At 65.4% G+C, this 20,466-nt stretch carries 15 protein-coding genes and 1 pseudogene; 7 read left to right on the top strand and 9 right to left on the bottom strand.

What is annotated here, in order from left to right:
• Positions 1-382 precede the first annotated feature (382 nt).
• A complete protein-coding gene (locus CSW62_RS25065; RefSeq protein ID WP_158235504.1) occupies positions 383-2,191 on the top strand; it encodes a PAS domain-containing sensor histidine kinase in 1,809 nt (602 codons plus the stop codon).
• Positions 2,192-2,377: 186 nt separating this feature from the next.
• On the opposite strand, the gene CSW62_RS25060 is transcribed toward CSW62_RS25065, so the two are convergent.
• Complete coding sequence (locus tag CSW62_RS25060) at positions 2,378-4,333, bottom strand: PAS domain-containing sensor histidine kinase (protein ID WP_099582490.1); 1,956 nt, start codon at positions 4,331-4,333, stop codon at positions 2,378-2,380.
• Between the two features lie 129 nt (positions 4,334-4,462).
• Here CSW62_RS25060 and CSW62_RS25055 point away from each other — a divergent pair, with 129 nt between their 5' ends.
• A complete protein-coding gene (locus CSW62_RS25055; protein ID WP_062097757.1) occupies positions 4,463-4,933 on the top strand; it encodes a BLUF domain-containing protein in 471 nt (156 codons plus the stop codon).
• Positions 4,934-4,997: 64 nt separating this feature from the next.
• Here the strand turns inward: CSW62_RS25055 and CSW62_RS25050 are convergent.
• A pseudogene (locus CSW62_RS25050) lies at positions 4,998-5,261 on the bottom strand (transposase); the annotation flags it as partial.
• A 12-nt stretch (positions 5,262-5,273) separates the two neighbouring features.
• On the opposite strand from CSW62_RS25050, the gene CSW62_RS25045 reads away from it, so the two are divergent.
• The gene (locus CSW62_RS25045; protein ID WP_231737523.1) at positions 5,274-5,540 is read left to right on the top strand and encodes a DNA methyltransferase; all 267 of its coding nucleotides are present in this window, start codon (positions 5,274-5,276) and stop codon (positions 5,538-5,540) included.
• On the opposite strand, the gene CSW62_RS25040 is transcribed toward CSW62_RS25045, so the two are convergent.
• The 3 genes from CSW62_RS25040 to CSW62_RS25030 form a co-directional block, all read right to left on the bottom strand.
• On the bottom strand, positions 5,483-5,854 hold the full coding sequence (locus CSW62_RS25040; protein ID WP_062097753.1) for a hypothetical protein: 372 nt from the start codon (positions 5,852-5,854) through the stop codon (positions 5,483-5,485). The genes CSW62_RS25045 and CSW62_RS25040 overlap by 58 nt on opposite strands.
• Before the next feature lie 147 nt (positions 5,855-6,001).
• Positions 6,002-6,481 (bottom strand): hypothetical protein, encoded by a 480-nt coding sequence (locus CSW62_RS25035; protein ID WP_062097751.1) that lies wholly within the window; start codon positions 6,479-6,481, stop codon positions 6,002-6,004.
• A 487-nt stretch (positions 6,482-6,968) separates the two neighbouring features.
• The gene (locus CSW62_RS25030; RefSeq protein ID WP_143324475.1) at positions 6,969-7,358 is read right to left on the bottom strand and encodes a hypothetical protein; all 390 of its coding nucleotides are present in this window, start codon (positions 7,356-7,358) and stop codon (positions 6,969-6,971) included.
• A 192-nt stretch (positions 7,359-7,550) separates the two neighbouring features.
• Here CSW62_RS25030 and CSW62_RS25025 point away from each other — a divergent pair, with 192 nt between their 5' ends.
• Positions 7,551-8,495, top strand: a complete 945-nt coding sequence (locus CSW62_RS25025) for a LysR family transcriptional regulator (RefSeq protein ID WP_099582488.1) — start codon at positions 7,551-7,553, stop codon at positions 8,493-8,495.
• A gap of 188 nt (positions 8,496-8,683) precedes the next feature.
• Here the strand turns inward: CSW62_RS25025 and CSW62_RS25020 are convergent, their stop codons facing one another.
• Positions 8,684-10,189 (bottom strand): tryptophan halogenase family protein, encoded by a 1,506-nt coding sequence (locus CSW62_RS25020; protein WP_099582487.1) that lies wholly within the window; start codon positions 10,187-10,189, stop codon positions 8,684-8,686.
• 64 nt (positions 10,190-10,253) lie between these two features.
• Positions 10,254-13,289, bottom strand: a complete 3,036-nt coding sequence (locus CSW62_RS25015) for a TonB-dependent receptor (protein WP_199170747.1) — start codon at positions 13,287-13,289, stop codon at positions 10,254-10,256.
• Positions 13,290-13,599: 310 nt separating this feature from the next.
• On the opposite strand from CSW62_RS25015, the gene CSW62_RS25010 reads away from it, so the two are divergent.
• From CSW62_RS25010 to CSW62_RS25005, 3 genes are all read left to right on the top strand, one after another.
• On the top strand, positions 13,600-14,757 hold the full coding sequence (locus CSW62_RS25010) for a sugar porter family MFS transporter (protein WP_233206812.1): 1,158 nt from the start codon (positions 13,600-13,602) through the stop codon (positions 14,755-14,757).
• A complete protein-coding gene (locus CSW62_RS27180; protein ID WP_233206811.1) occupies positions 14,742-14,933 on the top strand; it encodes a hypothetical protein in 192 nt (63 codons plus the stop codon). The genes CSW62_RS25010 and CSW62_RS27180 overlap by 16 nt, the downstream gene beginning before the upstream one ends.
• Before the next feature lie 69 nt (positions 14,934-15,002).
• Positions 15,003-16,211 carry an ROK family transcriptional regulator gene (locus tag CSW62_RS25005; protein ID WP_099582603.1) on the top strand — a complete coding sequence of 403 codons (1,209 nt, stop codon included), beginning with the start codon at positions 15,003-15,005 and terminating at the stop codon, positions 16,209-16,211.
• On the opposite strand, the gene CSW62_RS25000 is transcribed toward CSW62_RS25005, so the two are convergent.
• Together CSW62_RS25000 and CSW62_RS24995 are read right to left on the bottom strand one after the other, a co-directional pair.
• The gene (locus CSW62_RS25000) at positions 16,208-16,987 is read right to left on the bottom strand and encodes an SGNH/GDSL hydrolase family protein (RefSeq protein ID WP_099582485.1); all 780 of its coding nucleotides are present in this window, start codon (positions 16,985-16,987) and stop codon (positions 16,208-16,210) included. The genes CSW62_RS25005 and CSW62_RS25000 overlap by 4 nt on opposite strands.
• Positions 16,984-20,418, bottom strand: a complete 3,435-nt coding sequence (locus CSW62_RS24995; protein ID WP_099582484.1) for a LamG-like jellyroll fold domain-containing protein — start codon at positions 20,416-20,418, stop codon at positions 16,984-16,986. The genes CSW62_RS25000 and CSW62_RS24995 overlap by 4 nt, the downstream gene beginning before the upstream one ends.
• Positions 20,419-20,466: the final 48 nt, after the last annotated feature.

Here is a 20,466-nt window from a genome sequence, read left to right as displayed (position 1 = left end):
CCGCGCATCCTGCCGCATAGCAAGGTAAAGGACGTTAGTCCGTCGGTGGCCGGGTGAAAATGGCGTCTCAGGTCCTTACTGGATTTCCATTCATACATAGCCAACCGTCTCCGAGCTCACCTCCGCATAGGACATGGGGCCGCAAATCCCTGGTGGAACTAGACAGTAGGGGCTGGATTTATCCTTCGCTGCGATAGGGCTGCGCGTTGAACTAGGCAACGACGAGGAGGGACAGCTGACCGCCCCGGAGAGCACCCAGCGGCTGTTGATGAGGCAGCGCCATCAAGCGTTCGATTGGACCGCAACGCCAATCGGGCCGATGGCGTCATGGCCTCGCGCGCTCCAGACAGCCTTGAGCATCGCGCTCGGGTCTCGACAGCCCATGTTCATCGCCTGGGGCCCCGAACTTACGTTTCTCTACAACGACGCCTACGCGGAGATTCTCGGCGACAAGCACCCCGGCGCGCTGGGACGCCCGTTTCAGCAAGTGTGGTGGGACATCTGGGATGACATCAAGCCGCTGGTGGACCGCGCCCTGGCTGACGAAGCCACCTGGTCCGAGAACCTGCCGCTCACCATGAACCGCCGCGGTTTCCTGGAGGAGACTTGGTGGACCTTCTCCTATTCGCCGGTGCGCGATGACGACGGGCGGATCGGAGGAATGTTCTGCTCCTGCTTGGAGACCACCATTCAGGTGCTGGCGGAGCGCCAAAACACCGAGCAGCGACAGCGCCTGTTCGAACTCTCACGAGACTTGTTCGGCGTCGCGACGACCGACGGCTACCTCAAGTCGGTCAACCCGGCTTGGTCGCACGTTCTGGGGCGCACGGAGGAAGAGCTGCTTACGCGGCCGTTTTCCGAGATCATCCACCCCGATGACCTTGGGACGACCGCCGAGGTGGTGGCCGCCTTGGCGAGAGGCGAAGCGGCGCATCAGTTTCACGTCAGGCTCCTCAAGGCCGATGGCGAAGCTATCGCATTCGCCTGGTCGGCGGTGCCTGACGCGGCCTCCGCATCAGGCATCTTCTATACGGTGGGCCGCGACATCACCGAAGAGCTCCGTCGCGACGAGATGCTTCGGCACAGCCAGAAAATGGACGCGATGGGACAGCTGACCGGCGGCGTGGCCCACGACTTCAATAATCTCCTGATGCCGATCATCGGCAGCCTGGACATGCTCCAGCGCAAGGGCGTTGGGGATCAGCGATCGCGGCGCATGATCGATGGTGCGCTCCAATCAGCCGAGCGCGCCAAGACCCTGGTGCAGCGGCTGTTGGGTTTCGCACGGCGTCAGCCCCTGCAACCCCAGCCGATTGACCTAGCGGCGCTGGTCCTGGGTATGGAGAGCCTGCTGGCGAGCACAGTGGGCCCACGGGTCCGGATTTCGTACGACTTGGAGTCCGACCTGCCCTCGGCGGTGGCCGACGCCAACCAGCTTGAGATGGCGTTGTTGAACCTGGCGGTGAATGGCCGAGACGCCATGCCGGAGGGCGGGGTGCTCACGATCCATGTGGGGCTGGAGACTTTTCACCACCAACATGGATCCGAGCTGAGGCCCGGGCGGTACTTGCAGCTCTGCGTCCACGATACGGGTGTGGGCATGGACGAGGCCACTCGGGTCAAGGCGACCGAGCCTTTCTTTTCGACGAAGGGCATCGGTCGCGGCACCGGCCTTGGGCTATCCATGGTCCATGGCCTGGCGGCTCAACTCGGCGGCGCGCTCTCTTTGGAAAGCGCTCCTGGCGAAGGCACCACGGTGAAGATATGGCTTCCGCTGTCGGGCGCCGATCCAACCGCGCTTGCATCGGCCGCGGAGTCTGCGCCTGGGCCGCATTCCGGGACCGTGTTGCTCGTCGACGACGAAACCCTCGTGAGGTCCAGCACGGCCGACATGCTCGCTGATCTCGGATACAGGGTTGTCGAAGCCGAAAGCGCCGCACAGGCGCTCCGCAAGCTCGACGAGGAGATCGAAATACAGATCCTGGTGACCGACCACCTGATGCCCGAGATGACTGGCGCGGAGCTAGTCGTCGCCGCGCGCCGCCGTCACCCTGGCCTGCACTGCCTGATTGTCTCGGGCTATGCCGAAGAGTCGGGTATCTCAGCCGACTTCGTGCGGCTCACAAAGCCGTTCCGACAGGCCGAGCTTGCCGAGAAGCTCGCGGGTTTGGCCGCCGGGCTGGAGAATTGAATGAGCCAATCCTCGCGCGCAATTTGATCGCTCGGGTGGCGCCGCCTAGCCGCCCCACGCCAGGCGCGGAACTTGGCTTTCCTCGGGACTCGACATTCGTTCGCCCGATCGAGAAGAACGCGATTTTCAACGAGGTCCATCGCCACGCCCCGGTAGTGCTAGGGGCTCAACGTCAACCCCGTTTTCTCAATCTCCCGCCTCGATGATGGATTTGATCCTGGTCGCCAACGCATCCATCGGGAATGGCTTGCTCATGACGTGCATTCCCGGTTCCAGGTGGCCGTTGGAGATCGCCGCGTTCTCGGCATAGCCGGTGATAAACAACACCTTCAGATCCGGTCGCCGGGTACGGGCCACGTCCGCCATCTGCCTGCCGCTCATCCCGCCCGGAAGGCCTACATCGCTGATCAGCAAGTCGAGATCGAGGTCCGATCGCAGCACCTTCAAGCCTGCGGCCGCGTCGGCGGCTTCGATGCATTCGTAGCCAAGCTCGGCCAAGGTGTCGGCGATCAGCATCCTTACCGTGGGCTCGTCATCGACCACCAGCACCGTTTCCCCGTTCGCGCGGGGCGGGCGGACCACGGCTTGTTCCTCGGCGGCGTCCGAAGGCTCGCCCCTATGCCGGGGCAGGTAGATCTTCACCGTCGTTCCTTGCCCAAGCTCGGAATAGATGCGCGCCTGGCCGCCGGACTGCTTGGCAAAGCCATAGATCATCGAAAGGCCCAGACCCGTTCCCTGTCCGACGGGCTTGGTGGTGAAGAACGGGTCGAAGGCCCGAGCGATCGTCGCCGCGGACATCCCGACGCCGGTGTCGGTGACGCTGACGGCCACATATTGCCCCTTGGCCATGTCCCGCTCGACCGCACCAACCGGGTCGACCCAGGTGTTGGCCGTCTCGATCGTTATGCGGCCGCCGCCGGGCATGGCGTCGCGCGCGTTTATGCAGAGATTGAGGATGGCGTTTTCAAGCTGGTTGGGATCGCAGAAGCAGGGCCACAGGCCCGCCGCCAAGACGGTCTCGATCTCGACGCCAGGGCCCACCGTCCGGCGGATCAGGTCCTCGACGCCGGCGACAAGCTTGTTGGCGTCCAGCGCCTTGGGCTCGAGCGTCTGCTGGCGCGAGAAGGCCAGCAGACGGTGGGTAAGGGTCGCCGCTCGCGTGGCGGCGCCCTGGGCCGCAGTCATGTATCGCTCGAGGTCCGTCAGCCGGCCTTGGGCGAGCCTGGCCTTCATGAGTTCGAGACTGCCGGTGATGCCGGTCAGCAGGTTGTTGAAATCGTGGGCGAGACCTCCGGTCAGCTGGCCGACGGCTTCCATCTTCTGGGCCTGGAACAGAGCTTGCTGCGAACGCTCCAGCTCAAGCTCGATTTCGCGGCGCTCAGTGAGATCGCGCGTGACCTTGGCAAAGCCGATGAGCTCCCCGTCATCGTCACGGATCGGGTCGAGCACGACGCTGGCCCAAAAGCGGCTGCCGTCCTTGCGCCGGCGCCAGGCTTCCGCCGTGAAGCGGCCGTCGCGCCTTGCGGTCTCCAGCGCCTTGGCGGGAAGCCCCGCCTCGACATCCTCGGGCGTGTAGAACTTGGAAAAGTGCGCGCCGATGATCTCGTCGGCGGTGTAGCCCTTGATCGCTTGGGCGCCAGTGTTCCAGTTGGTGACGTAGCCTTCGGGATCGAGCATGTAGATGGCGTAGTCGCTCACGCCCTGGACGAGCAGCCGGAAACGCCGCTCAGCTTCGAGGGCGGCCTGGGCGGCCTCGCGCTGCTCGGTGATGTCCCGCGTGATCTTCGCAAAGCCGGCGATCCGGTCGCCGTCCCAGATAGGATCGACCACCACCATCGCCCAGAAGCGCCCGCCGTCCTTGCGCACGCGCCAGCCTTCGGCGGCGAAGCGGCCTTCCGCCGCGGCGCGTCTCAGCACCTCGGCCGGCAGGCCCGCATCGCGGTCTTCCGGCGTATAGAACCTCGAAAAATGCTCGCCGATGATCTCGTCCGCGCCGTACCCCTTGATCCGCTCGGCGCCAGGGTTCCAGCTGGCGACGTAGCCTTGCGGATCCAGGATATAGATCGCGTAGTCGACGACGGACTGGATGAGCCGCTCATACGCTGTCGCATCAAGGGCGCTTGTCTTCGAATTTGCAGGCAAGCGAGGGCACTCAACAGGATTTTAGCGGACTAGTGGGAGTCAACGCGAGACGTTGCACGTTGGTTCCCGCGAAGTTTAGTCGAACGGCGCGTGTGATCGAGAGAAAGCCAAGCCCCGGGGGATGAGAAATTGGTTCAGACGCCCATCTTCCGACTGCTCTATGTCAGCACGGCGAGTGCATCGGCGGCGGTGGCGCTGCATGAAACCATGCGCGCCATTCTCCTGGTATCGGACGCCAATAATCGCCGGGATGGCATCACCGGCTTCCTGCTTTCCGACGGCTATGTGTTTGTCCAGGTCCTGGAAGGACCTGAGAGGAACGTCCAAGCGTGTTTTTCGCGCATTTGCGCGGATGATCGAAACCGGACGCCCGAAGTCCGTGACGCCGGTCCAGCGACCGAAAGGCTCTTTCCACAATGGTCGATGTGCGGCTTGAATCTGAGCGGTCGAGACAACCTGCTGCTTCGACCTGGCAATATCGGCTTTGACCTACTGGGCGCTGCACCGGGCGCGCTGCTGCAGCATCTGCAGACGCTGGTCCACTATCACGGCCCCGCTCTCATACAGGCTCACGCGCCCTTGATGAGGGCGTCTGTGTGACCGTGCTGCTTCCGCGCCACCCAGCCCGGCTCAAGATCGACTCCAGGCGCGATGCAGTTCCCTAGCCGTCGCCCATTTTGCTGATCCCGCCCTGCCGCTCCTTGCCGCCGCTGCTGTGAGCGCGAGGCGTGAGGCCGAGCCAGGCCGCGAACTGGCGCCCAGAGCGGAAGAGTGCGGGGTCGGGTGCACTGGCGGCCATGGCGCTGGCGGTGATCGGCCCGATGCCCGGGATTGTGGCGAGCCGCCGGCTGTTCGCATCCTGCCGATGCCAAGCCAGGATCCGATGTTCCAGGCGCTCGATCTCCGCGCGTAGCGTCTCCAGTTGATCGAACGCCAGGAAGTGATCCTTGATCCGGCCTGTGGCTCGGGGGTCTTCCTAGTTGAAGCCTATAAGCGGCTGATCCTTCATTGGCGCAGCCGCAACGACTGGCGAAAGATCAACGTCACCGTACTCAAGCAGCTGCTCGAGCATATCCGCGGCGTCGACCTGGAACAGGGGGCGATCGAGCTCGCGGCCTTCAGCCTGTGCCTGGCTTTGTGCGATGCGCTTCAGCCCGAGGAGAACGGCTTGCCCATCGCGTCGTTCGCGCCGAGAGCAAGGGCGTAGTCGAGCCCCTGTCCGCTCGGGAGATTTTTCGAGCCGCCGGAAAAAGGCTTGATGCTCTCCATGATGGTCGAAATGCCCTCCTTCACTGGCATGAATAGATCCACGATGGCGAGTTCGAACGATTTCGTTCGCAGGATTCCGTCGCGGACCTCTTCGCACTCGAAGTCAACCGCTTCGGCCTGACTTTGTTCGGCCTGTGCGCGCGCGGCCTCCGGCCGCCGGCGATCATTGTCGAGCGTTTCGAGATAGATCGAGATCGCGAAGTCTATCTCGAGTAAAACGGATTTCACGAGCGCGGTTATCGCTTCGCTCATCTTCGCCTCGCCCCTTGCGAAACATCTTGCCTGGCCACACCGGCTGCACGACGCCCCGCAGCAGATGATCAGCCACGACCGCGTAGCCATACTAACGCGTATCGGCCTGAGCGGACTTGCCTGCTCACGCCCGAGCGGCGTCGTCGCCTAGTGACGTGTTGAGCCAAGCCCGGCAATTTGCGCGGCGACCGTTCTAGCGGCCTCTTGGGCCACGAGAACAATGCGTTCGCCAGCGCCTCGAGACTTCATCCGTTCGGCCCCCGGCGCAAAGTTCAATCGCCAGGTCACCGAGCGCTCAGCGCCGGGTGCTCCAAGATCACGAATTGAGAGCTGAAGGTTGCCCTCTCTAAGGACGGGAATGATCAGCGGCAGGGCAAAAGCCGCGTCGGAATAGCCATCAGGCGTCTCGAATGGAAAGACCTGCTCAAGTCCCTCGCACACAACGGCCAGGGCGCCCGACGTCGCCGTTTGGTCGAGATCCAACTGGACCGTGAGCCAGCATTCGATGAGGCCGGGTCGACTGCCCGCATAGATGTCAGCGCCAAGAATGCCGATATAGGCTGAAGAGCCATCGGGGCGGTGCTCGACCTTGGAGCAAAGGAGTGCAGAGCGCAGACCGGTGATCATCGAACGGCGACGCTATTCGATTTACTACTGGAAGCAAGCAGGCTTGAGATCGTTTGCCTCTTAAGGGTTCTCGTTCGGTTCGCGCTCCTCTCCGAGTTGGCAGCGCTCCGGCGCATCACCAGCGGACTCTTCCCTCGCCTTTGGTGGCGGGCACTTCTCCATTTTGGGGCGCGACCAGGCGAGCTATGCGTTGTCGCCGGCCTCGTCGATGAAGAGCGCTAGTGAAAGCGGCGCGTCGAACAGGGGTCGTCGAGGTGCAAACGATAGAAGGTTCTGGGCGGCTCGCTCTTGGTGGCCATCTCCCAGGCGTCGCCTATTTCGTCCCGCGCCGGGGTCGAGGTCGGGGCCGGCTGGAGCGGTGCCGGGAAGGCCCCCGAGCCCCCCAGTCAGCCTGAACCTGAGCCATCCCGACATCGGTTCGCGCGCTTACAAGCGTCACTCCCGGCCGCGCCGCCGGCTAGGACTGCGGCGACGTCTTCACCTTGATCTAGAACGCCGAAGGACTGAGCGGCCTCTCCCCCGGACGCGCGACAAAACCCCCGCGTCCGGCGACGCGGGGCGAGGCGTGGGACCAAGGGTTCGGGGCGGGCCACGGCCCGCCCCTCCCCTCATTCGGCCGCCAGGATGGCAGGGTTGGGATCGCAGTCAGGGCCACGTCGGGGATCTGGCCGACCTGCGCCGGAGGCCTCACGCGGCGCAGCGCGCAGCCTTGGGCCGGTCGTTGATCCCCTTCCAGGAAGTCGCGCAGGATCGCCTTCTGCGTCTTGACCTTCTCGCCGACATTACCGTCGGCGACCTTCTTGCCGCCGAGCTCGGCCAGCATGGCGTTGATCGCATCGGCCTTGGAGACGGCTTGCCATTCTGAATACCACAACACATTCTGATATCGATCGGATCACGAAGGCGTTCGGGGGAGCATCGGAATGGCCGAACCGTCATCGGCGTCGACGACGCCAAGCCCGGGCGGAGACTTTGCGACGCCCGAGGGCCCATCGCCGGTTCCCCCCGCGCTCGCCCTGGTTCACCCAGGAAGAGTCGATCTTCTATCCCCTCGGCCGATAGCGGCGCCATGAACGCCGTGAATTTCAGAACCGCTGACCTCAATCTCTTCCGGGTGTTCGTCACCTTACTGGAAGAAAAGAACGCCACGCGCGCCGGCGAGCGCCTGGGTCTTTCGCAATCAGCGATCAGTCACGCGCTGCGGCGCCTGCGCGCTATGGTGGGCGATGATCTCTTCATCCGCGGCCAAACGGGCCTTCGACCGACCCCGCGCGCCTTGGAGATCGCCGAAACCGCCCGCACGGCGCTGGAGCTGCTGGAAACCGCCGTCAACACACAGCGGTTCGACCCCGCCGTCGATCATCACGTCTTCACCATCGCGGCGGGAACCTACATCTCGTATGTGCTGGGCCCGATGATCGCCGAACGCGTGATCACCACCGCGCCCCATGTGGAGATTCATTTCCGCAACCTCTATGCGGGCATGACCGAGGACCTCGACACGGGCAGTCTGGACATGGTGATCGGCTGTTTCGAGGCCATTCCCGGACGATTCAGCTACGCCCAGTTGTTCGAGGAAAGCGGTGCCTGGGTCATGCGCGAGGGTCACCCGGCCGCCGCCGCCGGTCTCGATTACGAAACCCTGGCCCATCTCCCGCGCGTTGGGGTGACCGGCGGCAATGACGATCCGGATCGGACCTCATCGGGGCACCTGGGCCTGCGGCGGCTTACGTCCTGGGGCGAACAGTACGCTTTGGGAGAAAAGCCCTATCAGCCGTTCTCGACCCAGGACGCGTTCAGCGCCTTGAACATCGTCAGCCACTCGGACATGGTCTGCATCCTGCCTCGCCGCCTGGCCCAGACGAGCGTCAAACGCGGCAGGCTGGTGATGATCGAGCCTCCCAACGCGCCGCCGCCAACCCCGTTTGGAGCGGTCATGCGCGCCAGCGACGGACCGGCCTCTCCCAACGGCTGGCTTCTGGAGATTTGTCGCGCGGCGGCGACGCGCCTCTAGCCGCCTGGCCAGGAGAGGTCTCGCGCTGTCGGTCTCTCTGCAGGACAGACGGGCGCCTATCCGGCGTCGCCATTCCGCCTTCAAGGCCCGTTTTGCCCAAACGCGGCACGAGGTCCGCCCCCGGTCTAACGCACCGTCCGGGGCTTCGTCGCCACAATCATCAGGTCGCCGCGGCAGGCAGGCCGCGGCTAGGCCTTTAGACTCGATAGGAAGGCCTCGTGAGACATGGCCAAGGCTCGGGCCCGCGTGATCGCCGCGCGCATTCGGCTAAAAGCGCTATCCAGTTCGGGCTTGGTGAAGTAGTCCGCCATCGGATCATAGGCTCGCGGCGTGATCTCGAAGCCAGCGTACATCGACAGCCAGCTGGGATCGTGGAACGACTCCCACTCATAGCGAACCATGGTCCCACGGCTGGCGAACATCCGCATCTTGTGGACCAGGGGCTCGGGCAGGGTCACCTGACGCACCTGGTCCCACATCGCCTCGCCCTCGCGGCGGTTGGCGAAATAGTGCAACAGCAGAAAGTCCCGGATCCGTTCGTACTCGAGAGTGGTGATGCGATTGTATTCGTCGGCCAGAGCAGGGTCGAAGTCCAGGGTCGGGAACAGCGCGCCCAGCCGCTCCACGCCGCTCTGGACGAGCACGATGCTGGTCGATTCCAGCGGCTCCATGAACCCGGCGGCCAGGCCCAAAGCGATGCAGTTCTTCTCCCAGAAACGATGGCGGTGTCCGGTCTGGAAGCGCAGCAGGTTGGGCTCGGCCAAGGCCCGTCCTTCCAGCCGCGAGATCAGGGTCGCCGTCGCCTCGTCGTCCGAGATATGCCGGCTGGAGTAGACATAGCCGTTGCCGACCCGGTGCTGCAGAGGGATCCGCCACTGCCACCCGGCCGCCAGGGCCGTGCTGCGAGTATAGGGCGTCAGCGGACCGTCGCGCTCGCAGGGCATGGCCACGGCGCGGTCGCACGGCAGCAGATGAGTCCAATCCTCGTAGCCGACGCCAAGCTGTTGGCCCAGCAGCAGGCTGCGAAAGCCCGAACAGTCGATGAACAGGTCCGCCTCCAGAACCCGGCCCTCCTTCAGCGTCACGCCGGTCAGGAAGCCCGTCTCGGGGTGTTTGGACACCTCGACCACCGTGCCATCGACATGGGTGACGCCCAGCTCGGACGTCGCCTTGCGTCGCAGGAACTGTGCATAGAGGCCCGCGTCGAAATGGACCGCCCAGTTGAAGACGCCCAGATCGTTGGGCGGCGAGACCGGCGGGTCCATCATCTGGTTGGCCATCGCCAGCTGGGTGCACAGGCTGTAGGCGGCCAGCGGAGTCGCGTCGCCCTCGGCGCGGCGCTTGAGCCAGAACTGGTGGAACGCCACCCCGCGTGAGGGCATGCCGTAGAGGCCGAAGGGGTGGAAGAAGCTGTCGCCTTCCCGCTTCCAGTCGCGAAACTCGATCCCCAGCTTCACGGTGCCCTGGGTGGCGGCCATGACCTCGGCTTCGGTCACGCCGATATCGCGGAAATAGTCGCGGATCGCCGGCACGGTGGCTTCGCCGACTCCGACGGTGCGGATGTCGGGCGACTCCACGACGGTGATCTGGATGTTCTGCCGCGCCAGCCGGCCGGCGAGCCAGGTCGCGGCCATCCAGCCGGCCGTGCCGCCGCCGACGATCAGGAGCGAACGGACAGGGTTGGTTTGCGCCATCTGGTCCCACAAAAAAGATGCGGCCTGCCCGCAGGATGGGGCAGGCCGCAGGGGGAGGGCTAGATCAATATTTGAAGCGGACGCCAGCCACGTAGCGGGCTTCGAATACGTTGTTGTAGGCGTGCTCGTCCTTCCAGGTGAGGTAGTACTTCTCGTACTCGCTGGTCAGGTTGGTGCCCTGGACGTAGACGGTCAGGTTCGGCCTAACGTCGTAGCTGACCGAAGCGTCGAGATATTCAGTCGGTGCCTGGTACATCTCCAATCCCGAGATGCCGCCAAAGTCCTGGGAGACCGCGCGCTTGGAGCGGTAGTTCCAGGCGATCCGGGCCTGCAGCTTGGAGTCCTGGTAGTACGCGGCGATATTGGCCTGGTACTTGGAGTTATCCTGGAACGGGATCGAGGCTCCGGCCAGGTCGGTCTTGCCCGACTTCGACGGCGAGTAGGTGAAGTTGGTGTCGACGCCGAAGTTCGACAGCATCGACGGCATGAACTCCAGATCGCTGAAGGCCAGCTTGGCGCCGCCTTCCAGACCCTTGAGCGTGCCGCCTTCGCCCTGAACCTGCGTGCTGATCGAGACGCTGCGGTTACGCACTACCCCGTCGTTGTCGGGCAGGTCGGTGCGGGTGATCGCCCCGTTCTGGATGAAGCTGTCGACCTTGATGTAGAAGGCGCCCACGCTCAGCAGGCTGCCGCGACCCAGATAGTATTCCAGCGAGCCTTCGAAGTTCTTGGAGCGCCAAGGATCCAGCTGCGGGTTGCCGTTCTGGCTGCCGCCGGTCACCCGGAACACCGGCGAGCCGGGGTTGGAGGTGTCGATGGCGTAGGTCGGGTTCAGCCCCCCGCCCCACTGATTGAGATCCAGCAGCGTCATGGTCTTGGAGGCCGCGACGCGGAACTTCAGGTTCTCGGCCAGATCGAAAGCAACATTGATCGCCGGCAGCACGTCGGTGAAGTCGCGCTTGGTCTGGATGCTGCCGCCCAGCAGGTTGGCCACGCCGTAGGGGCGTGGGCTGCCAGTGACGTACTGGGTGATGTCCAGCTTGGTCTGGATGACCTTGACGCCGGCATTGCCGTTGAAGCTCAGGCCGAAGAGCTCGCCCTTCAGGTCGCCCTGGACGTAACCCGAGGTCTGCTTGACCCCGACATTGAACGAGGCGCCGGGGTTCATCACCTCGACATTGCCCGGGTAGTAGTTGTTCTGGAACGCCAGGGCGTTGTCCATGGCCGCGGGATCCAGGACGTACATCGACGGCACACCGGCCACGCCCGGGTTGAACAGCTTGACCTGGCCTTTCAAGGTCGGATCGTTGGCCTTGCGCGTCAGGCCGGCGGTATAGGCGCCCGCCGCGTTGCCGGCGCTGCAACTGGCGTCATTGAGCGGCACATCGAAGGCCTTCCACTTGACCAGACAGCCCGTGCCGTTGGAGGCGGCGCTGCCATAGAGCGGCGCGGCGCGATCGAACTCGAAATCATCGATCGAGCGCTCACTGTAGCGCACGCCGCCCGAGATCTTGAAGCTGTCGCTGAACTCGTACTTGCCATCGGCGCGGATGACCTTCAGGTCGCCCTCGCGGCGATAGTTGCCTTCCGACGACATGGTCTTGAGGGCGTAGTCATTGATGTCGCTCAGTTCGGTCAGCAGCTGGCCCGGCAGGGTGAAGACAGGCTTGCTGCCCGTAAAATCGACCTTGGCCGGCAAGGACGCCGCGCCCGCCAGGGTGTTGACCGTGTAGCCACCGGTGTTGAACGGGCGGTCGCCGCCTAGCGAGGCGGGATAGTGCCCGATGCCGCCCGGCTGCCACTGCGCCCCGTTCGACAGGCTGAACTGCAGATAGCTCTGGTCGTAGTACTGGTGGGCCTTGCCGTAGATGCCGCGCACCGAGCCGGTGAACTTGCCGCCGTTGTCGTACTTCAGTTCCAGATTGTAGTTCTGCGACTGGGACTGGTAGCGGTCGTTCTGGGCGTAGGAGTCGAAATTGCCCAGGTCATAGTTGTAAACCTGGGTGGTGTTGACGTGGTAGCCGCCCACGACCGCGCCGGTGTCACGCGACTTGCCCGGCGTGAACTCGGCGGCCTGCCAGTTGACGTCCTGCATCTGGAAGCCGGCGGTGCGGTCGTGCTCGTCCTGCTTGGTGAAGAAGGCGTCGCCACTCAGTTCCAAGGCGTCGTTGAGCTTCCATTGGGCGGACGCATTGACGCCCAACCGCTTGCGCTCGTTGATCTTGTTCCAGCCGGTGAAGCCCTGCGGCACGATGAAGGCGTCGGTGGCGTCGCCGTCGCCATTGACGTCGCGCCCGCCCGCCACGGCGGTCCCGCGCGTCCGACCGGTAGGCGAGAACCCGCCCGACGAGGTGACGTCGGCCATGCCTTCGTTATGCAGGGTGGCGCCGTAGCCTTCTTGAATGCCGTTGTGGCTGTTGGACAGGCGGACATCCGAATAGGCGGCCGACAGCAAGGCGCCGAAGCGGTCGTTGCGGAAGGAGACCAGGCCGTTGACGTTGGGGTCGTACTTCTTGGTCTTGTCGCCGTAGGAGCCTTCGGCCGCGGCGGCGAAGGTCAGGCCTTCCTTCAGGTCGAAGGGACGGCGGGTGCGCAGGTTCACCGTACCGGTGATGCCGGCATTCAACTGATCGGCCGTCGTGGACTTGATGACGTCCGCGCCCGAGAACAGTTGCGAAGGAATGTCGTTGAAGTTGGGCTGCACAGTCGTGATCGATTGGGCGCCCAGATAGGTTTCGCCGTTCAGTAGAGTCGAGACCTGCGGCAGGCCACGAATGTTGATCGTCGAGCCTTCGCCGGCGCTGCGCAGGATCTGCACGCCCGGAATGCGCTGCAGCGAGTCGGAGATGGTGTTGTCGGGCAGCTTGCCAATGTCCTCGGCCGAGATCGCGTCCACCACCGAGGCGGCGTCGCGCTTGATGCTGACCGCGCGCTGTTGCGAAGCGCGAATGCCGGTGACGACCACCTCTTCAACCGTGGAATCGCTCTGGGCCTGAGCCGGCGCGGCGGCTTGCGCGTGAGCAAGGCTCGGCCCGGCGATTGCCACTCCCGAAACGGCGGCCATCAGCAGGCTACGCCGCGCATGTTTGAATCGAGTCACTTCCCCTGTCCTCCCTGACCTCGTGCATTCGAGGCGTATCTGGCGAGAACCGGTTCGAAGGGCGGCGTCCCTTTCAGGACCCACCAAGCCTCCTCCCCGGCAGCGGCTTTTGCCGTCTTCGGAAAGCACCATTATCCGGCCCCTTGCTCGGGTCAACTTAAATGATTTGTTTTTTCTTATTTTTGCATCACCTTCCCTTGGAGCCTCGTTATGCAGGGCTTGCTCATGCCGTCGCGCGATCCAAACTCGCACGAGACGGAAGAACAGAAGAAGTGGCGACGACACGCATCGCCCGAACCGGGAGGCCAGGATGGAAAGTTCGCCCGCCATGCGGCCCATGAGTCCCACGCTCGTCGGCGCGGTCGCCGCCGCGGCGCTGGCGGGGCTGTTGTTCGGCTTCGACACCGCCGTCATCGCCGGGGTGACCGGCGACATCAGTCGCGTCTATAGCCTGACGCCCGCCACCCTGGGGATCACCGTCTCCAGCGCGCTGTGGGGAACGCTGCTGGGCGCCATGGCGTCGGGCAAGCCGGGCGATCGCTACGGAAGCCGCGATGGCCTGCGCGCGATGGCCGTTCTCTATTTCATCTCCAGCATCGGGTGCGCGCTGGCCTGGTCCTGGCCCGTGCTGCTGACGGCGCGCTTCATCGGCGGCGTGGCGATCGGCGGGTCGTCGGTGCTCGCGCCCGTCTACATGGCTGAGATCGCGCCGGCCCGCCGCCGCGGAGCGCTAGTGGGCCTGTTTCAGATCAACATCGTGGTCGGCATCCTGGTGGCCTATCTGAGCAACTTCTTGCTGGATCAGCTTGCCCTGGGTCTAAGCGCTTGGCGCTGGAAGCTGGCGGTCACCGCCCTCCCCGCCACTCTTCTGTGGCTGATGCTGGCGCGCGCCCCGCAAAGTCCGCGATGGCTGAGGGCGCAGGGACGGGATGAAGAGGCGCACGCGGCTCAAACGCGACTGGGCGGCGATCTGGATCCTTCGGAAGCCCCCAGCCCGCCCGGCGCGCGACTGAGCTGGCGCCTCTATCGCAAGCCTATCCTTCTGGCGGTGACCTTGGCGCTGTTCAACCAGCTGACCGGCATCAACGCCCTGCTCTATTATCTCAACGACATCTTCGCAGCGGCCGGCTTCGGACACGCCACCGCTGGGCTCCAAGCCGTGGCGATCGGCGCGACCAACCTGGTTTTCACCCTGTTAGCCATGAGCGTCATCGACCGTTTTGGGCGCAAGCGCCTGCTGCTGGTCGGCTCGGTCGGCATGGCCGTCTGCCTGGGCTTGGCGGCCTGGATCCTGGATGGCGGCCACCATTCGAGTTGGCTGCTCTACGTCTTGGTCGGCTTCATCGCCGCCTTCGCTTTCAGCCAGGGCGCGGTGATCTGGGTCTATATCAGCGAGATCTTCCCTACGCCCGTACGCGCCCGGGACAGGCGCTGGGCGCCTCGACCCATTGGGTGGCCAACGCCCTGATCGCCGGCGCCTTTCCAACCGTCGCCGCCTGGAGGCCCGGCGCGCCGTTCGTCGGTTTCGCGGCGATGATGGTGCTGCAGATGGTCGTCGTCGCCCTGTTCTACCCCGAGACGATGGGGGCGAGATTGGAGAGCATCGCCAAGGCGCTCCACGCCGACAACGACCGATTGGCCTGACCGGTTTTGCTTCGGTCGTCACAGATGCTATCGGGCAGTCTTCGAGAACGGGTTGGAGCAGTGCGCCACGTGGCAAGTCAGGACCCCGCCAAGACCGCGCACCGGGGCGCAAGCCTGTCGGGCACCAACCTCGAGCGGGCCGGCGACTACAACCAGCGCGTGGCGCTGCAGTCGATCCGGATCGGCGCGGCCAAGACCAAGCAGGAAGTCGCCGCGCTCACGGGCCTGACCGTGCCGGCGATCACCAACATCACCAATCGCCTGGTGGAAGACGGTCTCATTTTGGAAGCCGGCAAGCTGCACGGTGCCCGGGGCCAGCCGGCCATGACCTTCGCCATCAATCCCGACGGCTGCTTCTCGATCGGCCTGAATATTGACCGCGATCACATCACCATCGTGCTGCTCGACTTCGCCGGCCAGGTTCGGGGCCGGGTGAGCCAGGAAATCGCCTTCGCGAGCCCTGAGGATGTCGTGTTGTTCTTCGAGGACTCATGGAAGTCGCTTCTGAAGACAAAGGGGGTGCGGGCCGATCGCATCGTCGGGGTGGGCGTGGCGATTCCCGACGACATCGCCAACGTCGACCTGCCCCACCGTCCCGCCGCCTACGAGGCCTGGAACCGGGTGGACCTGCGCAAGCTGCTGTCGCGACGCCACGACCTGCCCGTGATCCTCGAGAACGACGCTGCGGCGGCCGCGTTTGGTGAGCTGCATTTCGGTCATGGCATGCAGAAGCCCAGCTTCTTCTACATGCTGATAAGTTCGGGCCTGGGCGGCGGGCTCGTGGTCGAAGGCGAGTATTTCCGCGGCGCCCAGGGGCGCAGCGGCGAACTGGGCTTCCTGCCCGTCAAATCCGAACGCACGTCCGCGGCCACCTTGCAGGACGCGGTCTCGCTGTCGGCCCTCAATGAGTTTCTCGGCGAGGCCTACGCGGTCGGCGACCCTGGACAGCTGGCGGATCTGCCCGTCGAGGCGCAAGACCGCATCGACGCCTGGATCGATCTAGCGGCCGATCTGCTTTACGATCCGCTGATCTCGATCAGCTGCCTGATCAATCCACAGGCCGTCTATATCGGCGGGCGCCTGCCCGAGGTCTTGATCGACAAGCTGGCCAAGGCGGTGACCCAGAAGCTCAGCGTTCGTCGCTCGATCCTGACCATGGCGCCGGTCTACCGCGCCGCCCTGGCGGCCGATGCGCCCGCCATGGGCGCAGCGATCCTGCCGATCATCAACCGCTTCCTGCCATCGCGCTCGGCGCTGCGCAACACCGATCAGGCCTAGGCGCGCACCGCGCGCAGGGCCTTCAGCGCCACCGGCTCCATCAACCCATAGCCCTCCATCGTCGGGTGGACCTGATCATAGGACAGGCCCGGTTTCATGCCGGCGTGACCGTCGTCGAGCGCGGCGGTGTAGTCGGCGAATCCGTGGCCCTGGCTTCGTGCGAAGCCCGCCAGCCAGGCGTTGAGGCGCGGGATCTCGACATCGGGCCGCAAAGCCGGACGCCAGGGATAGGTCGCCGCCGGCGTCACCGCCCCCAAGATCACCTTGACCCCATTGGCCTTGGCCAGGGCGGTCATGGCCCGAACGTTGTCGCAGGTCGCCACCGGATCGTAGGGCCCGGTGTTGCCGGCGATGTCGTTGGTTCCGGCCAGCAGGTGCACGGCCGCCGGCTTCAGGGCGATCACGTCGGGCCAGAACCGCGCCAGCATCTGGGCCGTGGTCTGGCCGCCGATCCCGCGCCCGATGAAGCCGTTGTCGGTGAAGAAGGCTGGATGCCTGTCGAACCAACCCTGGGTGATGGAGTCGCCCAAGAACACCACCCACCGGCGCTCCGGCGGAAGGGCCGCATCGGCGAGGTTGGCCTGGCGATAGCGCGCCAGCCATGGCCAGTCGGTGTGCAGCCGCAGCTCCGCGGCGGCGTCGGCCGCCGTCGGAGCCGGCGCGGGGACTGGAGAAGAGGCCTGGGCGAACGCCCGTCCGCAAAGCGCCAGCCCCGACGCCACCAGTCCCGACGCCGTCAGCGCCGCCGCCAGCAGCCCTCGACGATCGGCCCTCATCGCACCTTCGCCGCAACCGGGATCACGTTCCAGCCTCGCAACTCGACCTTCGCGCCGGCCCTCGCCTCGCCCGGATAACGGATCTCCACCGTCCGGCGCTCACCTGGCAGCAGCGAGACATAGTTGTCGGCGTAGTAGGCCGGCAGAATCCGCGCGCCCTTGGCGTCCACCAGGGTCAGCTTGCCATTCAGGGCCGGGGCCGAACCGGTGTTGGCCAAGGTCACGGTGACCAGGGTCTCCGCGCCCGACTTGCCAGCCGCAGCGGCCAGCGACACCGGCTGGGCGGACATGGCCGACAGCTTGCGCTCGCCCTCGGCGTCCTTGGCGGTCCAATAGAGGTTGCTGGACAGCGGCGCGCCGTCGGCGGCGGTCAGGTCCAGCCGCACCACCACCGCGCCCTGGGCGAGCGGTCCCGACAGGTCCAGCGTCTCACCCAAGGCGGTGCTGTTGGCGCCCGCGTCGATCCGCGAGGTCCGATCGGCCAGCAGCTTGCCGTCCAGGCCCAGAACCCGGGCCCGCAGGCTGGCGCCGATGATCGGCGTCAGGCCGTTGTTGACCAGGGCCAGGCGATGGTCCGGCTGACTCATCTGGACGTGAATGATCTCCGCCCCCTTCTGGGTTCCGTAGAACGCGGCATGGGTGTCGTAGTCGTGGCTGAGGATCTGCCACATGGTCGAGGGCCAGGCCGGCTGGGTCATCCACAGCAGGCGTCCCGACGACTTGGTCCACAGCTCCTGGTTCATGCCCTCGAAGATCGCCCGGTGCGTCTCGTAGTTCAGCAGTTGGGCCTTGCGCTCGAAGTCCTCGAGACTGGTTGGCGCGCCCAGCTTGGCGGTCATGGCGTCCAGGAACGACTTCGTCGCGCCGTTCCCGGTCGGATGCCAGTCATGATAGGCCCAGCTGTCGCTGATCGGCCAGCGGTCGGGCGCGGGCACGGCGGCCTCGAAGGCCTCAAGCGTGGGGAACGACGGCGTGCCGACCTCGACCGAGAAGCCCTTGGCGTGGTCGGTGAAGTAGGTCTGCGGCTCCTTGTAGCTGTAAGGTCCGCTGTTTTGGAGGTTCACCCGGTTGGAGCTGCCGGTGTACCAGCGCGTGCCGTCCAGATCGTGGACCAGCTTTTCCAGGCCCTCGTTGAGGATCGGCTGCGGCACGCCTTCGTTGCGTCCGAACCACAGAACGATCGAAGGGTGGTTGCGGTAGCGGCTGATCACGTCGGCCGCGTTGGCCAGGAACAGCGGCACGTCCTGGGCTTCGAGATTGTAGTCCTGGGTCGAGTCCCAAAAGTCGTTCAGCACCAAGAGGCCGTACTCGTCGGCCAGGTCGAAGAACGCGTCTTCGGTGTTCTGGCCCACCCAGTTGCGGATGATGTTGAGGTGGGCGTCCTTGTGCAGCCTGAAATAGGGCTCCAGGCGAGTGCGGTCGACGCGCTTGCGCCAGTCGTCGGTGCCCCAGTTGCCGCCCCGCGCGGCGATCTTCACGCCGTTGACCTTGATCACCAGATAGGGCGTCAGGCTGGCGTCGTCCGCGTCGCGGACCGCTGGCGAGGCGTCGCCCTGGGCCGTCAGCGAGGTCGCCCAGCCGTCAGCGACCTTGCGGATCCCCTCGTGACTGCCGTCGGTGATGTCTTGCCCCAACTGGCGGGCCTTGGAGAAGTCGACCTCCACGCGGCGCAGATGGCCCGACGGGTTCATCAGCGACAGATCGTAGGTGATCTGGCGAATGCCGAACCGGATCGTCTTCTGGTCCGAGGCCTGGCCATCGACGGCCACCGACAGCTTCAGGTCGTGCAGGGCCGGATCGCCGTAGCCATTGGGCCACCACAGCTTGGGATGGGCCACCGACAGCTGCGGGAATTCGGCCGGGCTCAAGACCACCGATCCGGCGCCCGGCGCCAGGGTGACGGTCTTGGAGACGTTGAAGCCGTCGAAGGCCGCCGTGACCGTGGCTTGCACTGGATGACCGGTCAGATTCTCGACCGGGGCGGTGATCTCGATATCGGCCTGACTATTGTCGGCCTTCGGAAGCGTGGTGACAACATGGGCGTCGCCCAGTCGCGCCTCGCCGCTGGCGGTCAGCACCACGTCTTGCCACAGGCCCGTGTTGCGATCGCGCACGCTGGGGATCCAGTCCCAGCCTTCGCTGGCGATGAAGGTCGGGCCGTCCAAGGCCATCATGCCGCCGTTCTCGCCGACCCCGGCCGTCAGCGACTCCTCGTGGGCCAGGCCCGGATGCGGCGGCGGGGAGACCTTGACGGCCAGGGCGTTCTGGCCGGGCTTCAGCTTGCCGGTCACATCGAATTGGCCGCGAATGAAAGCGCCCTTCAGCTCGCCCAGCTTCTCGCCATTCAGCCAGATTTCGGCGGCGTAGTTGACGCCCTTGAACGTCAGCAGCAGGCGCTTGCCCGCCGCGCTCGCCGGCGTCTCGAAGCTGCTGCGATACCAGTAGGCCTGCTTGTTCAGGCTCTCGGGGATCGCGGTGTTGTTCAGACCATAGTCCGGATCCGGATAGACGCCGCGATCCACCAGGGTCGTCAGCACCGTGCCCGGAACGGTGGCCGCGTACCAAGCCCTTGCGTCGTAGGTCGGCGTGGAGACCACCGCGCCGTCCTGGGCGACCTTGGGCGCCTCGACCAGGCTCCAGCGCTTGAGCGTCCAGGCGTCGGGGCCGTCGGCGACAAGGGCCGGCCCGGCATAAGCCGGCTTGGCGACCGGCGCGGAGATCGCCCCCTTGCCCTTGGGACGCGTCCAGGCCTCTTGGGGCGTCACCTGACCGTACATCTGGCGCACCTGCACCGGCCAGTTTGGGCTGCCGGACTCATAGACGGTCAACGGATCGGGTTTGCGCGCCGCCGCCGTCTTGATCTCAGACTCGGAAAGCGCCCGCCCCTCGGCCGCGAAATCGGCGATCCGGCCGGCGAAGGGCGAAAACCCCGCGACCTTGCGCGGCGCCAGGGCGATGATGGCCGGTGTCGCCGCAGCCGCGACGGGCGCCTCGCCGGCCGACGCGCCGTCGACATAGAGCGTGACCTTGGCGCCATCCGATACGGCGGCGACGAAACGCCAGTCGCCCGGTTTGATCGCGGCCTTGACGCTCAGCGGCTGACCGCCGGTCCAGACGCCGAACGCGCCGCCATCGACCGTCAGGAACCGACCGCCGGCCTCCGGGTCGCCCAGGCCGGCCACGAGGCTGGGCGCCGACACCGCCTCGGAAACCTGCACCCAACCATGGATCGACCAGGGCCCGCCCGCCGGGAGGATATCCCCCTCGGCCTTGCCGGCCAGCGGCCGCGACAATCCGCCGCCGCCGGCGGGGAAATCGGCGTTGTAGGGTCCCCAGGCAGCTTGCGCCGCCGCGGCGACGGGCGTGGCCAGGGTCAGGGCGGTTGCGGCCAGCAGGGCGGTCTTAAAAAGGCGTTGGCGCAGGGTCGTCATGGTCTCTTTCCTCCGCGCGGCTTTGTCGCCGCTTTGTTGTTTGCCGTG

The organism is Caulobacter sp. FWC2 (assembly GCF_002742625.1).
In the GTDB taxonomy this organism is placed as follows: Bacteria; Pseudomonadota; Alphaproteobacteria; order Caulobacterales; family Caulobacteraceae; genus Caulobacter.
Note: the sequence above shows the minus strand (reverse complement) of the source record. Positions and strands in the feature narration are given on the sequence as shown.

What these genes read in the sequence shown, in the direction of transcription:
- CSW62_RS25065 (WP_158235504.1), top strand. Translation starts at nt 383, where the DNA reads ATGTTCATCGCCTGGGGCCCCGAACTTACGTTTCTCTACAACGACGCC.
- CSW62_RS25040 (WP_062097753.1), bottom strand. Translation starts at nt 5,854, where the DNA reads ATGAGCGAAGCGATAACCGCGCTCGTGAAATCCGTTTTACTCGAGATA.
- CSW62_RS25035 (WP_062097751.1), bottom strand. Translation starts at nt 6,481, where the DNA reads ATGATCACCGGTCTGCGCTCTGCACTCCTTTGCTCCAAGGTCGAGCAC.
- CSW62_RS25025 (WP_099582488.1), top strand. Translation starts at nt 7,551, where the DNA reads ATGAACGCCGTGAATTTCAGAACCGCTGACCTCAATCTCTTCCGGGTG.
- CSW62_RS25020 (WP_099582487.1), bottom strand. Translation starts at nt 10,189, where the DNA reads ATGGCGCAAACCAACCCTGTCCGTTCGCTCCTGATCGTCGGCGGCGGC.
- CSW62_RS25010 (WP_233206812.1), top strand. Translation starts at nt 13,600, where the DNA reads ATGGAAAGTTCGCCCGCCATGCGGCCCATGAGTCCCACGCTCGTCGGC.
- CSW62_RS25000 (WP_099582485.1), bottom strand. Translation starts at nt 16,987, where the DNA reads ATGAGGGCCGATCGTCGAGGGCTGCTGGCGGCGGCGCTGACGGCGTCG.
- CSW62_RS24995 (WP_099582484.1), bottom strand. Translation starts at nt 20,418, where the DNA reads ATGACGACCCTGCGCCAACGCCTTTTTAAGACCGCCCTGCTGGCCGCA.